The organism is Mesorhizobium sp. B1-1-5 (assembly GCF_006443065.1).
GTDB lineage: Bacteria > Pseudomonadota > Alphaproteobacteria > Rhizobiales > Rhizobiaceae > Mesorhizobium.
Genome location: NZ_VFWS01000137.1, coordinates 1 through 13,657, shown reverse-complemented (window position 1 = coordinate 13,657; position 13,657 = coordinate 1). Strand labels below are relative to the sequence as shown.

Annotated in this window: 10 protein-coding genes and 1 pseudogene; 6 read left to right on the top strand and 5 right to left on the bottom strand. The window is 64.1% G+C overall.

From position 1 onward, the window contains the following. Positions 1–45: 45 nt before the first annotated feature. From FJ980_RS26355 to FJ980_RS26345, 3 genes and pseudogenes are all read right to left on the bottom strand, one after another. Positions 46–741: pseudogene (locus FJ980_RS26355) on the bottom strand (FAD-binding oxidoreductase); the annotation flags it as partial. Next, positions 738–1,199: a DUF559 domain-containing protein gene (locus tag FJ980_RS26350; protein ID WP_246676564.1), complete on the bottom strand. Its 462-nt coding sequence runs from the start codon at positions 1,197–1,199 to the stop codon at positions 738–740. The gene FJ980_RS26350 and the pseudogene FJ980_RS26355, both read right to left, overlap by 4 nt. Before the next feature lie 162 nt (positions 1,200–1,361). Next, the gene (locus FJ980_RS26345; RefSeq protein ID WP_140546611.1) at positions 1,362–2,939 is read right to left on the bottom strand and encodes a trimethylamine methyltransferase family protein; all 1,578 of its coding nucleotides are present in this window, start codon (positions 2,937–2,939) and stop codon (positions 1,362–1,364) included. Positions 2,940–3,248: 309 nt separating this feature from the next. On the opposite strand from FJ980_RS26345, the gene FJ980_RS26340 reads away from it, so the two are divergent. The 4 genes from FJ980_RS26340 (at position 3,249) to FJ980_RS26325 (ending at position 8,138) form a co-directional block, all read left to right on the top strand. After that, entirely contained in the window at positions 3,249–4,409 is a 1,161-nt protein-coding gene (locus tag FJ980_RS26340; RefSeq protein WP_140546613.1) for an MFS transporter, read from the top strand. Positions 4,410–4,482: 73 nt separating this feature from the next. Continuing rightward, on the top strand, positions 4,483–6,552 hold the full coding sequence (locus FJ980_RS26335) for a prolyl oligopeptidase family protein (protein WP_140546610.1): 2,070 nt from the start codon (positions 4,483–4,485) through the stop codon (positions 6,550–6,552). A 32-nt stretch (positions 6,553–6,584) separates the two neighbouring features. Beyond that, on the top strand, positions 6,585–6,707 hold the full coding sequence (locus tag FJ980_RS26330; protein ID WP_041003987.1) for a hypothetical protein: 123 nt from the start codon (positions 6,585–6,587) through the stop codon (positions 6,705–6,707). Between the two features lie 51 nt (positions 6,708–6,758). Continuing rightward, entirely contained in the window at positions 6,759–8,138 is a 1,380-nt protein-coding gene (locus tag FJ980_RS26325; protein ID WP_140546609.1) for an aspartate aminotransferase family protein, read from the top strand. A gap of 472 nt (positions 8,139–8,610) precedes the next feature. Here FJ980_RS26325 and mmsB read toward each other — a convergent pair whose 3' ends face one another. Both mmsB and FJ980_RS26310 read right to left on the bottom strand, forming a co-directional pair. Continuing rightward, positions 8,611–9,495, bottom strand: a complete 885-nt coding sequence (gene mmsB, locus FJ980_RS26315; protein WP_140546607.1) for a 3-hydroxyisobutyrate dehydrogenase — start codon at positions 9,493–9,495, stop codon at positions 8,611–8,613. 20 nt (positions 9,496–9,515) lie between these two features. Further along, positions 9,516–10,682: an isobutyryl-CoA dehydrogenase gene (locus FJ980_RS26310; RefSeq protein ID WP_140546606.1), complete on the bottom strand. Its 1,167-nt coding sequence runs from the start codon at positions 10,680–10,682 to the stop codon at positions 9,516–9,518. A 139-nt stretch (positions 10,683–10,821) separates the two neighbouring features. Between FJ980_RS26310 and FJ980_RS26305 the strand changes: the two genes are divergently transcribed. Then, positions 10,822–11,427, top strand: coding sequence for a dimethylsulfonioproprionate lyase family protein (locus FJ980_RS26305; protein WP_140546605.1), 606 nt, complete (start codon positions 10,822–10,824; stop codon positions 11,425–11,427). Continuing rightward, entirely contained in the window at positions 11,427–12,902 is a 1,476-nt protein-coding gene (locus FJ980_RS26300; protein WP_140546604.1) for a cobyric acid synthase, read from the top strand. The genes FJ980_RS26305 and FJ980_RS26300 overlap by 1 nt, the downstream gene beginning before the upstream one ends. The last annotated feature ends 755 nt before the right edge of the window (positions 12,903–13,657 follow it).

Here is a 13,657-nt window from a genome sequence, read left to right as displayed (position 1 = left end):
CGCAGCAGCCGGACGGCACCTGGAACGTCGTCACCGAGCAGGGCACGGTTCGGTCAAGAGGTACATGTGCTCCATGGCCAGCACCGGCAGCTCGACGCCGACCATGCGGCCGATCTCGCGCGCCCACAGGCCGCCGCAGTTGACGACGTGCTCGGCATGAACCGTGCCCTGCTCGGTGACGACGTTCCAGGTGCCGTCCGGCTGCTGCGTCAGGTCGACGACGCGGTTGCGCAGCACGATCTCGGCGCCGAGCTTCTTCGCCGCCTTGGAATAGGCGATGGTGGTGCCCGATGGGTCGAGATGGCCTTCGACCGGATCCCACATGGCGCCGACGAAGTTCGTCTCGTCCATCAGCGGGAACATCGCCTTGGCTTCCGAGGGCGTGATCAGCTCGGTATCCATGCCGAGATAGCGGCCCTTGGCGTGAGCCAGCCGCAGGAAGTCCATGCGCTCGGGCGTATCGGCCATCATGACGCCGCCGGTCAGATGCAGCGAGCAGGACTGGCCGGAGAGTTCTTCGATCTCCTTGTAGAGCTGGACCGTATAGGCCTGCAGCTTGGCGACGTTCGGGTCGCCGTTCAGCGTATGGAAGCCGCCCGCCGCATGCCAGGACGAGCCGGAGGTCAGCTCCGAGCGCTCGATCAGCATGATATCGGTCCAGCCGGCCTTGGCGAGGTGATAGAGCACCGAACAGCCGACGACGCCGCCGCCGATGACAACCGCTTTTACGTGGGATTTCATGCAGATAGATCCGTGTTTGAAAATACTGAATCGAGGGATCGAGGTGTGAAGACAAAGCGGAGATCCGACGCCGCGATGTTTTCGGTCAGCCTGCCGTCAAGCGCGGCAAGGATGGTTTCACAGACGGAACCACGATGTTTCAAGACGTCATGGTTCCAGAAGCGCAGGATCGAGTAACCCTGAGCTTGCATGAAGTCGTCGCGGCGGCGGTCATATGAGCTGTCGGCGTGTTGGGATCCATCGACCTCGACGACCAGCCAACGCTCGCTGCAAGCGAAGTCGGCGAAGAATGGCCCGATGGAGAACTGGCGCGTGAAGCGGTAGCCGCCGAGCTTGCGTGCCTTCAGTTCAAGCCAAAGCAATGCTTCCGCTTGATTGCCCGCTTGCCGGAGATTTCTTGCGCGCTTGGTTGTGCCTTGTTTACGGCGGCTTCGCGTTTGAGCAGCGCCTTCCCCCACTCCGTCGCCGCTTCGCGGCGCCACCTCTCCCCCCTCTGGAGGGAGAGGAAAGGAGCCAACTGGAATCGCCGCGCGCCTTTCCTCTCCCCCGTCGATCGGGGGAGAGGTGTCGAGCGAAGCTCGACGGAGTGGGGGTCGACTATTCATACTCAACACAGATGATCAGAAATCCGTCGGCGCGCCGCCTTCGGCGCGGCGTTTCTCGACGAAGTCGTTGAGCTCCTCGCGGATGGCCGGATCCATATAGGGCTCCTCGTAGGAGGCAAGGCGCTCCTTCCAGATCTTGTTGGTGCGTTCCAGCGCTGTCGGCGAACCTGCCTCGGCCCATGTCTCGAAATTGCGCCAGTCGGAGACGATCGGCGAATAGAAGGCGGTCTTGTAACGCTGCTGCGTGTGCTGGGTGCCGAAGAAATGCCCGCCCGGGCCGACCGACTGGATGGCGTCGAAGCCGAGCGCATCCTCCGAGAGGTCGAGCGGGGTGAGGAATTCAGCCACCATCTGCAAAAGGTCGATGTCGAGGATGGTCTTTTCGTAGGAGCAGCGCAGGCCGCCTTCCAGCCAGCCGGCGCCATGCATCATCAGATTGCCGCCGCCCTGCATCGCGCCCCACAGCGAGAACACGCTTTCATAGGCGGCCTGGGCGTCGACGGTGTTGGCGGCGCAGGTGTTGGAGGTGCGGTAGGGAATTTGATAGCGGCGCGCGAGCTGGCCGCCGACGAGCTGCGCCTTCATATATTCGGGCGTGCCGAAGGCCGGCGCGCCGGACTTCATGTCGACATTGGAGGTGAAGCCGCCATAGCCGACCGGCGCACCTTTCTTGACCATCTGTGCGAAGGCGATGCCGGAGAGCGCCTCGGCGTTCTGCTGCACCAGCGCGCCGGCGACGGTGACTGGCGCCATGGCGCCGGACAGCGTGAAGGGCGTGACGATCACGGCCTGGCCCATGCTCGACATCTGGATGATGCCCTCCATCATCGGCACGTCGAGCTTGAGCGGCGAATTGGTGTTGATGATGGTGAAGACCGACGGTTCCTGCATCAGCTGCTCGCGGCTGATGCCGCGCGCGATGCGGGTGATCTCGATGCCGTCGACGTTGCGTTCCTTGCCGAGCGAATAGATGTGGAAGACCTTGTCGGTCAGCATGGCGAGGTCGCGAATGCATTCCAGGTGCCGCACCGACGGATGGATGTCGATCGGCTCGACCGGATAGCCGCCGGTGCAGTGCAGGATGTTGTGCATTTGCGCCAGGCGCAGGAAGTTGCGGTAATCGGCCTGGTTGCCGGGCCTGCGGCCGCGGTCAAGGTCGGAGCAGTTCGGCGCCGAAGCCATCATCGACAGGATGACGTTGTTGCCGCCGAAGCGCAGATTATGCGCCGGATTGCGGGCATGCAGCGTGAACTCCGACGGGCAATGCGAGACAAGCTCGAGGATCATGTCGCTGTCGAAGCGCACGCGCTCCGAGCCTTCGCGCACGTCGGCGCCATGCGCCTTCATGATGCGGCGGGCCTCGTCGTGCAGAACGTCGACGCCGATTTCCCTCAGCACGCGCAGCGAGGCGAGGTGGATCGTTTCCAATTCGTCATCGGACACCAGCCTGGTCGGCGTCAGCGGGTTCTTCAATTGCCGGAAGGCGGGCTGCTCGAAGGCGGCCGAACCGCCGGCGCGCTTTCCCGCGCGGCCGCCACGGCGGGCGCGATCGGTTGCCAGTGCCGGCTCGGCAGGATGAAGGGCGGCAGTCATGAGAAGCCTCGTGAGGATGCGAATTTGGCCGGCATAATGGACTGGCCGCAATGCAGCCGGTGAGGAGGCGGCGACCACTAGGGCGAGGGAAGCGACATGAGGGAAGGGGAGCCGGCTGCAGGCGCTCGGCCGCTCGGCTGCCTGCCGTCATCGTCGGGCTCGATGCGTTGCTGGTGCCGTTCGCTTGTGCTGTTCCTTGCAGCGCCAGCGCTCCTGACAGGGACTGGCTGGAACATGCGCTTTCGCCGCCGTTGGCCCTTACGGCTGTCGCCGGTAGCGGCTAAGGCTCCGAAGATTGGAGCGGCAATGATGGCGCTGGCGGGCTCGGAAAGCGACGAGACGGTGCAGTGGGCCGCGATCACCGGGGTGATCGCGACCGTATCTGTCTTCGCCATCGCGCAAGGGCTTTCCTATCCGCTGCTCAGCTTTATCCTGCAGCGCCAGGGCGTATCGCCGGCAATGATCGGGTTGTCGGCGGCGATGACGCCGGTCGGCTTCATCCTGTCCTCACCGCTGATCCCGGGATTGGCGCGCCGGTTCGGGGCGGGGCGGACCGCGCTGACCTGCGCGGCGCTTTCGGCGCTCGTGCTGGCGCTGATCGGCTGGACGCAAAATGTCTATCTGTGGTTCCCGCTGCGCTTCCTGATCGGCGTGGTGACCAACCCGCTCTATGTCTTGAGCGAAATCTGGGTGATCGCTCTGGCGCCGCCGGCGCGGCGCGGTCGCGTCATGGGTATCTATTCAACCATCATCTCGGCGGGCTTCGCGGCCGGGCCGCTCTGCCTGCTCGCCGTCGGCACGGAAGGCTGGCCGCCTTTCCTTGTCGGCATTCTTGCCTTGCTCTTCTGCGGCGGCTGCCTGGCCGTGGTGGTGAAGCGGCTGCCGAACGTCGACGAGGCCGAGAACAAGGTTTCGGTGCTGGGCTTCATACCAATGGCCTGGCTGCTTATGTCGGCGGTGATCGTCGCGGCCGGGTTCGAGCAGGCGATATTGGCGCTGCTGCCCGTCTACGGGACGCATCACGGCATTCCCGAGGCGCGCATGTCGGCTCTGCTTTCCGTGATGATCGCCGGCAACATCGCCATGCAGGTACCGCTCGGCCTGCTCGCCGAAAGGTTGACGGCGCGCCTGGTGCGGTTCGGCTGCGTGGCGGTGACCGTCCTTGGATGCGTGGCTTTGCCGGCGCTGATCGAGACGCCGCTGATCTGGGCTTGCGTCTTTATCTGGGGCGCCGTTTCCTACGGCATCTACACGATGTCGATCATCGAGCTCGGCGAACGCTTCACCGGCTCGGCGCTGGTTGCCGGCAATGCCGCCTTCTCGCTGATGTGGGGTTTTGGCGGCATCGTCGTGCCGCCGCTCACCGGCGGCGTCATGGACGTCATCGGCGCCGCCGGCCTGCCGGTCACGCTTGGCGCCATTTGCGCCGCGCTGGCGGCGGCGACGATCACGCGCCGGCGGGTTTTGTAATCGGTCCCGAAATGGCTCTTGAATATCAAGGCAGCGAACGCGATGTAGGCGGGGCCGCCGGATGGAGACCTGCATGACCAGCACGATGACCAAAACCCAGCTCGAATTGGCCGCCGACGATCCCTACCTCTGGCTTGAGGATCGCAACAGCAAGGAAGCGCTGGACTGGGTTCATCGCCAGAATGCGCTGACGGTCGCCGAACTGCAGGGCGATCCTTCTTATCAGGCCGCGTTCGAGACCGCGCTCGACCTGATGACCGCCGAGGACAATATGCCGGTCGGGGCAGCACTTGCCGGCGACGTCTATAATTTCTGGCAGGACAAGACCAATGCGCTGGGTCTCTGGCGGCGCACCACAGTCGCGTCCTATAAGACCGACAGGCCCGATTGGGAGACGATCATCGACTTCGATCAGCTTTCCGCGAAGGAAGGCGTGAAGTGGGTATTCGGCGGGGCGAGCCGGCTCTATCCCGATTTCAACCGCTGCCTGCTCTACATGTCGCCCGATGGCGGCGATGCCAGCGAGATGCGCGAATTCGATATCGCGACGAAGTCTTTCGTCGACGGCGGTTTTTCCGCGCGCGCTTCCAAGTCGGGCTTTTCCTGGCTGGATGAGGATACCGTGATCGTCTCTGCCGCTTTCGAGGAAGACGACAAGACGCTGTCCGGCTATCCGCGCGTGATCAAGCTGTGGCGGCGCGGCACCAAGCTTGAGGACGCCACGCCGATCCTCGAAGGCGAGAAACAACATCTCGCGGTCGGCGGCGGCGTCGAATATGACGGCGACAAGCGGCACGTGCTGCTCGGCAAGACGCTCGACTTCTTCACTTCGCACAGTTTCCTGCGGCTGGCTTCGGGCGAGAACCGGCGCATCCCGCTGCCCGACGACGCCACCGACACGGCGATCTTCAAGGGCCAACTGATCTTCGGCGTGCGCAGCCCCTGGACGGCGCCGGACGGCACGCGCTGCCTGCCCGATGGGCTCTATTCGGTCGATTTCGATCGCTGGATCGAGAGTGGTGCCTTCGGGCCGTTCCAGACCGTGCTCGAGCCGGCGCACCGCGTTTCGATCGCCGGCCTCGCCAGGACGCAGGACCGGCTGTTCATCAACCTGATGGACAATGTGCGCGGCAAGATCATAGCCTGCGACCGCGCCGCAGAAGGCTGGTCGCTGAAGCGGATAACGCTGCCCGACAACGGCAATGTCGGCATCAGCCATGTCGAGCATTTTGGCTTGAGCGTCTCCTTCTCCTTCACCGATTTCCTGACGCCGAGCTCGATCATCTGGTCGGACGACAATGGCGAGACGCTTCAAACGGTGAAGTCGCAGCCGGCCCGCTTCGACGCCTCGCCTTATATCTCGGAGCAGTTCCAGGCGCGCTCGAAGGACGGCACGATGATACCGTATTTCGTGGTGCGGCGGCGCGACCAGAACGGACCGGTGCCGACGCTGCTCTACGGCTATGGCGGCTTCGAAGTGCCGCTGCTGCCCGGCTATGCCGGCATTCGCGGCAAGCTCTGGCTGGACAGGGGCAACGCCTATGTCCAGGCCAACATCCGCGGCGGCGGCGAGTTTGGTCCGGCCTGGCACCAGGCGGCGCTGAAGGGCAAGCGCCAGAACGCTTTCGACGATTTCGCGGCCGTGGCCGAGGACGTGGTCCGGCGCGGCATCACCACGGCGGCGCAACTCGGCATCCAGGGCGGCTCCAATGGCGGCCTGCTCACCGGCACGTCGCTGACGCAACGACCGGAGCTGTTCGGCGCCGTCATCATCGACGTGCCGCTGCTCGACATGCTGCGCTACACCGACCTGCCCCCCGGCGCCTCGTGGATCGCCGAATATGGCGACCCGTCGAAGCCGGAGGAGGCGGCCTGGCTCGGCGCCTATTCGCCCTACCAGCATGTCGCGGCCGATGCCGCTTATCCGCCAGTGCTGTTGATGACGTCCACCGCCGACGACCGCGTCCATCCGGGACATGCGCGCAAGATGGCGGCGCGGCTGCAGGAGGCAGGCCACGGCCGGACGCTGTTCTTCGAGGAGACCGAAGGCGGCCATGGCGGGCGCGGCGACCGCCGGCCGCAGGCGGCACAGACGGCGATGCGCTACATATTCCTGCAGCGGGCGCTAACCGGAACAGCTTGAATTCTAGGCCTCAGACGGCATAAGCTGCCGCCATGATCCGCTTCAGCACTTCTGGCGCCTTCGGGGTCGCGGTGACGCCGTCACCGCGCACGCTGCGCGCCGAGCTGTTGCGGCTGTGCGCCCGTATCGGCTATTCGCCGCCTGCCTTCCTCTGACGAATCCGCCCCGGCCGCTGCCGGATTGATTCAAGAGGAAAGATCAAATCCATGACCTATCAGAATTATTCGCTGAAGCAGCTTCAGCAGATCGATGCCGCGCATCACCTGCATCCCTTCACCGATCATAAGGAGCTGCGCGAGACGGGCTCGCGCATCATCACCCATGCCAACGGCCCGTTCATCTACGATGCCGACGGCACCGAAATCCTCGACGGCATGGCGGGCCTCTGGTGCGTCAATGTCGGCTATGGCCGCGACGAGCTGGCCGAGGCGGCCTACGCACAGATGAAGGAGCTGCCTTACTACAACTCCTTCTTCAAATGCTCGACGCCGACGCCGGTGCTGTTGTCGAAGAAGCTGGCGGAGCTGGCGCCGACGCATGTCAGCCAGGTTTTCTACGGTTCGTCCGGGTCGGAGGCCAACGACACGGCGCTCAGGCTCGTGCGCCACTACTGGGCGCTTGAAGGCAAGCCCGAGAAGAATCGCGTCATCTCGCGCAAGTCGGCCTATCACGGCTCGACGGTCGCCGGCACGTCGCTCGGCGGCATGGAGCCGATGCACAAGCAGCTCGGCGGCGCGGTGCCCAACATCGTCCATGTGATGATGCCCTATGCCTATGAGCTCGCGTTGCCCGGCGAAAGCGACCATGATTTCGGCATCCGCGCGGCGAAGGCGGTCGAGGACGCGATCCTCGAAGCCGGTGCCGACAAGGTCGCCGCCTTCATCGGCGAGCCGGTGATGGGCGCAGGCGGGGTGAAGATCCCGCCGATGAGCTACTGGCCGGAAGTTGAGCGCATCTGCCGCAAATACGACGTGCTGTTGATGCTGGACGAGGTGATCACCGGCTATGGTCGCACCGGCGAATGGTTCGCGGCGCAGACTTTCGGGATCGAGCCCGACACCATTACCACCGCCAAGGCGCTGACCTCGGGCTACCAGCCGCTGTCGGCGCTGCTGGTCGGCGACCGCATCGCCAAGACGCTGGTCGAGAAAGGCGGCGAGTTCTACCACGGCTACACCTATTCCGGTCATCCGGTGGCTTGCGCGGTGGCGCTCAAGAACCTTGAGATCATCGAGAAGGAAGGCTTGGTCGAGCGCGTCAAGAACGACACCGGTCCCTATTTCGCGCAGGCGCTGCAGGAGCAGATCGCCGGACACAGACTGGTCGGCGAGGTGCGCTCGATCGGCCTGATGGGCGCGATCGAGATCGTCAAGGACAAGGCGACCAAGGAACGCTATTTGCCGTCGGGAAGTGCGGCGGTCGTCGTGCGCGACCACGCGATCGCGCAGGGCATGATGCTGCGGGCCACCGGCGACACGATGATCCTGTCGCCGCCGCTGATCTGGACGCGCGACACGATCGACATGGCTTGCGAGCGCATCGCCAGGGCGCTCGATCTCGCGGATGCCGATTTGCGCAAGCGCTGACGAGGCGAAACGCAGCCAGTCGTCATTTTATGGCGGAGCAAGGAGCGAAGCGACGCGCGCAGACCATAGAATCCATTCCGTGACCTCCGCCGAGGGGTGCAGCGGAGCAGAACTCTGCGCCGTTGCAGCGCTTCGAAGTCACGGCATGGATTCCAGGGTCTTCGCGACGGAGCTTCGCTCCTGCTGCGCCCTGGAATGACGAAGTTGGCGACGTTCTAAAACGCAAAAACCGCGTCCCTGCGGGAACGCGGCTTTGCCAGATACACATGGCATTTCGCTACGAGAATACTTGCGAAATTTACGGGCTCCGGTACGCGAGACCTGATCCGGAGCGCCGGGCAGACGCGATGTCCGCCTCGCAGTCCGTTTTAAAGGCACATCGTTACCGGTGCGTTAGCGAGACCTTAAGCAAATCTAAATTTGCCGGCTTCGCACCGGCAAATTGTGGAAAGAATCTTTGAAAATCAGCGGCTTATGCCGGATTTCCGCGTAGGAAATTAATAATGCCGGAAAAATCGGCGCCGGCGTGGCCTTGCGCATTGAACAAGGCGTAGAGCTGCGTGGCTTCGGCGCCGAGCGGGGTCGCGGCGCCCGCGTTCTGTGCGGCTTCCTGCGACAATTTCAGGTCCTTCAGCATCAGGGCGGCGGCAAAGCCCGGCTTGTAGTCGCGGTTGGCCGGCGAGGCCGGAACGGGGCCGGGCACCGGGCAATAGGTGGTGAGCGACCAGCATTGGCCCGACGAGGTCGAGGCGACATCGTACAGCGCCTGGTGCGACAGGCCGAGCTTTTCGGCCAGCACGAACGCTTCGGCGACGCCGATCATCGAGATGCCGAGAATCATGTTGTTGCAGATCTTGGCGGCCTGTCCGGCGCCGTCGCCGCCGCAATGAACGACGCGCCCGGCCATCGGCTTCAGGATCGGCTCGGCGGCGGCAAACGCCTGATCCGAGCCACCGGCCATGAAGGTGAGGGTGCCGGCCGTGGCGCCGCCGGTGCCGCCGGAAACGGGTGCGTCGATCGACGGGTGACCATGCTTCGCGGCAATGGCATGCGCCTTGCGAGCCGATTCGACATCGATGGTCGAGGAATCGATGAACAGCCCGCCTTTCTTCGCCTTGGGCGCAATGTCCTCATAGACCGACAGCACATGCTTGCCGGCTGGCAGCATGGTGATGACGACGTCGGCGTCCTTCACCGCGGCGACGGCATTCGCCATGACGGTAACGCCATGCTCCTTCGCGACGGTCAGGTTGTCGGGCACAAGGTCGAAGCCCAACACCGAATGGCCAGCCTTTACCAGATTGGCAGCCATCGGATTACCCATGTTGCCGAGACCAATGAAGGCGATGGTTGCCATCGTTTTCTCCCGATTTTGCGTCAGCGCCCAATCAACGTCCGCGCGATGATGACACGCATGATCTCGTTCGTGCCTTCGAGGATCTGGTGGACGCGCAGGTCGCGGACCAGCTTCTCGATGCCGTAATCGTGCAGATAACCGTAGCCGCCGTGCAATTGCAGCGCCTGATTGGCGATGTCGAAGCCGATATCGGTAACGAAGCGCTTGGCCATCGCGGACCATTTGCCGGCATCCGGCGCCTTGCGGTCGAGCTTCGAGGCGGCGGCGTAGAGGAAGATGCGGGCCGCCTGCAGCTCCGTCTCCATGTCGGCCAGCCTGAACTGCAGCGCCTGGAACTGGTTGATCTTGGAGCCGAAGGCCTTGCGCTCGGCGGTGTAGGCTAACGCCTTGTCGAGCGCCGATTGCGCGCCGCCAAGCGAACAGGCGGCGATGTTGAGCCGTCCGCCGTCGAGCCCGGCCATGGCGATGCCGAAGCCGGCGCCTTCCGCGGCAAGCAGGTTGTCGGCCGGCACCTTGCAATCCTCGAAGATGACCTGGCGGGTCGACTGCATGTGCCAGCCCATCTTGTGCTCGTTGGCGCCGAAGGACAGCCCCGGCGCATCCTTGGGCACGACGAAGGTCGAAATACCTTTCGGGCCGTCGCTGCCGGTGCGCGCCATCACGACATAGATGTCACTGTCGCCGGCGCCGGAGATGAACTGCTTGGCGCCGTTCAAGACATAGTCGCCGCCGCTCTTTACCGCGCGCGTCTTCAGCGCGGCCGCATCCGAGCCTGAACCGGGCTCGGTCAGGCAATAGCTCGCGAGCCACTCCATGGAGGTCAGTTTCGGCAGGAAGCGCTGGCGCTGCTCGTCTGAGCCGAAGCGGTCGATCATCGAGGCCGCCATGTTGTGGATGGAAATGAAGGATGAGAAGGCCGGATCGGCGTGGGCAAGCGCCTCGAAGATCAGCACGGCATCGAGCCGCCCAAGCGCCGAGCCGCCGACATCGTCGCGCACATAGATGCCGCCGAGGCCGAGCGGCCCGGTCTCGCGGATCACATCGGCGGGAAAGTGCTTTGCCTTGTCCCAGTCGAGCGCATTGGGCGCGACGCGATCCGCCGCGAAAGCCTGGGCCATCTCCTGGATGGCGCGCTGTTCCTCGTTGAGTTCGAATTGGCCAGTGCCCGCATCGACTGCCGCGTCCATGGCGTGCTCCCTGTCGTTTCAGGCCTTCTGGCCTGTCGTTTTTGGCTTTGCGCGCCGTTCAATCTAGACCAATGATGCCGCCGCGCAACCCGGGCCGTTGAGAACCGGCTGTGCATGGAATGACGAACGGAGCTCTTGCGTGCCAACAATTTTCGATGAGTTGCTGGAGCGATTGCAAGCCTATCTCGCCGGCGTCGACAGTGACCGGGTCGCGGACGAAGTCGCGCGCATCGGCTGGGACATGCCTGTGCGTTCTCTCGAACCGCGCGCGCTTGGCTGCCTCCGCTATCTTGACCGGCTCGTCGAGCTTGCACCGGCCGACGCCAGGCCATTGACGCGATTTGTTGCCGACCATCGGGACGAGTTGCGCTGGGGGCAGACCTATACCGCCGCCGATTTCGGGCACAGCTTCGTCGACAATTACGGCTGGCTGGAAGTGTTCGGCACGCGCGGGTATTTCGTCAACGACAAGGTCGCCGGCGGCCTGCTGATCCTTGGCCCGGACATCGTCTATCCCGACCATCACCATATCGCCGAGGAGATCTACATTCCACTGACCGGCGGCACGGAATGGCGGATGGGCGAGGGGAACTTTCATACGCGCGACGCCGGCGAGGTCATTCACCACGCCTCCAATGTCAGCCATGCCATGCGCACAGGCAAGGAACCGCTGATAGCGCTCTATCTCTGGCGCGGCGGACCGCTGGCGCAGAAATCGACCATTGGTTCAGGAGGCAGAGGCTGATGGCCAAGGCGATCATGCTGCAGGGCACCGGCTCGGATGTCGGCAAGACCGTGCTGGTGGCGGGGCTTTGCCGTGCTGCGAAGAATCGCGGGCTGAAGGTGCGGCCGTTCAAGCCGCAGAATATGTCGAACAACGCCGCCGTCGCCGATATTCCGGGCGACGACAAAGCCGGCGAAGGCGAGATCGGCCGCGGGCAATGGCTGCAGGCGCTGGCCTGCGGGGTGAGGCCGACCGTCCATATGAACCCGGTGCTGCTCAAGCCACAGAGCGATATCGGCTCGCAAGTGGTGGTGCAGGGCAAAGTCTATGGCGAGGCGCGGGCGCGCGACTACCAGGCGTTGAAAGCCGGACTGATGGACGCGGTGCTCGATTCGTGGACGAAGGTGTCCGAGGGCGCCGACCTGGTCATCGTCGAGGGCGCGGGCTCGCCCGCCGAGATCAATCTCCGCAGCCGCGACATCGCCAATATGGGCTTTGCCACGCGCGCCAATGTGCCGGTGATCCTGGTCGGCGACATCGACCGCGGCGGTGTGATTGCGTCCGTGGCCGGCACGCACCTGATCCTGCCGGAGGAAGACCGGCGCATGATCGCCGGCTATCTCATCAACAAGTTCCGCGGCGATGTCTCGTTGTTCGACGACGGGATCAGTGCGATCGAAAAATTCACCGGCTGGCGCTGCTTCGGCGTCGTGCCGTGGCTGAAGGTGGCCGGGCGGCTGCCGTCCGAGGATTCCGTGGTGCTCGAACGCCTCGCTTCCGGCGAGAAACGGGCGCTGAAGGTTGCGGTGCCGATGCTGGCGCGCATCGCCAATTTCGACGATCTCGACCCGCTCAGGGCCGAGCCGCAGGTCGAGGTGGTGTTCGTGCCGCCGGGCAAGAAGCTGCCGGAAGATGCCGGGCTGGTGGTCATCCCCGGCTCCAAATCGACGATCGGCGATCTCCTGAAATTCCGCGAGAACGGCTGGGATCGCGATCTCCTCGCCCATCGCAAGCGCGGCGGCCATGTCGTCGGCATCTGCGGCGGCTACCAGATGCTCGGCCGCATGGTGCGCGATCCCGACGGCATCGAAGGCAGCGTCACCGAGGCCGAAGGCCTTGGCCTGTTCGACATCGAAACGGTGATGGAACCTGAGAAGACCGTTCGCAATTCAAGCGCGCATTCGGTGCAGTTCGGCCTGCCGCTCGAGGGCTATGAGATCCATCTTGGCCGAACCACCGGCCCCGATACGGCGCGGCCCTCCACGATCCTCAACGGCACGGAGGATGGCGCGGTCTCTGCCGACGGCAAGGTGATCGGCACATATCTGCACGGGCTGTTCTCCGCCGACGCGTTTCGCGCCGCCTATCTGGAGAGCCTTGGCGTCAGGGGAGGCGGTATCAACTATCGCGCGGATGTCGAGAAGGCGCTGGATGAGGTCGCGGCCGAGCTGGAGAGGCATCTCGACTGCGGCGCGATTTTTGGGCTGGCGCGATAGGCCTCTCACCAACACGTGTCATTTGGTCGTCATTCTATGGCGAAGCAAGGAGCGAAGCGACGCGCGCAGACCATAGAATCCATTCCGTGACGTCAAAGCGTTGCAACGGTGCAGAATTCTGCTCCGCTGCGCTCTTCGATCAAGGTCACGGAATGGATCCTCGGGTCTACGCGTCCGCTACGCTCCCGCTCCGCCCGTGGATGACGAAGTTCAGGCGCTTTCGCCAACCTCGGGCCGGCCTGTCGCGTCGTCATTCTATGGCGGAGCAAGGAGCGAAGCGACGCGCGCAGACCATAGAATCCATTCGGTGAGGCTAAGGCATTGCAACGGTGCAGAATTCTGCTCCGCCGCGCCCTTCGATCAAGGTCACGGAATGGATCCTCGGGTCTACGCGTCCGCTACGCTCCCGCTCCGCCCGTGGATGACGAAGTTCAGGCGCTTTCGCCAACCTCGGGCCGGCCTGTCGCGTCGTCATTCTATGGCGGAGCAAGGAGCGAAGCGACGCGCGCAGACCATAGAATCCATTCGGTGAGGCTAAGGCATTGCAACGGTGCAGAATTCTGCTCCGCCGCGCCCTTCGATCAAGGTCACGGAATGGATCCTCGGGTCTACGCGTCCGCTACGCTCCCGCTCCGCCCGTGGATGACGAAGTTCAGGCGCTTTCGCCAACCTCGGAGCCGCCCTGTCGCGTCGTCATTCTATGGCGGAGCAAGGAGCGAAGCGACGCGCGCAGACCATAGAATCCATTCCGTGAC

Excerpts from the sequence above, each read along its gene's own strand:
- FJ980_RS26345 (WP_140546611.1), bottom strand. The coding sequence starts at position 2,939 with ATGACTGCCGCCCTTCATCCTGCCGAGCCGGCACTGGCAACCGATCGC.
- FJ980_RS26340 (WP_140546613.1), top strand. The coding sequence starts at position 3,249 with ATGGCGCTGGCGGGCTCGGAAAGCGACGAGACGGTGCAGTGGGCCGCG.
- FJ980_RS26335 (WP_140546610.1), top strand. The coding sequence starts at position 4,483 with ATGACCAGCACGATGACCAAAACCCAGCTCGAATTGGCCGCCGACGAT.
- FJ980_RS26330 (WP_041003987.1), top strand. The coding sequence starts at position 6,585 with ATGATCCGCTTCAGCACTTCTGGCGCCTTCGGGGTCGCGGTGACGCCG.
- FJ980_RS26325 (WP_140546609.1), top strand. The coding sequence starts at position 6,759 with ATGACCTATCAGAATTATTCGCTGAAGCAGCTTCAGCAGATCGATGCC.
- mmsB (WP_140546607.1), bottom strand. The coding sequence starts at position 9,495 with ATGGCAACCATCGCCTTCATTGGTCTCGGCAACATGGGTAATCCGATG.
- FJ980_RS26310 (WP_140546606.1), bottom strand. The coding sequence starts at position 10,682 with ATGGACGCGGCAGTCGATGCGGGCACTGGCCAATTCGAACTCAACGAG.
- FJ980_RS26300 (WP_140546604.1), top strand. The coding sequence starts at position 11,427 with ATGGCCAAGGCGATCATGCTGCAGGGCACCGGCTCGGATGTCGGCAAG.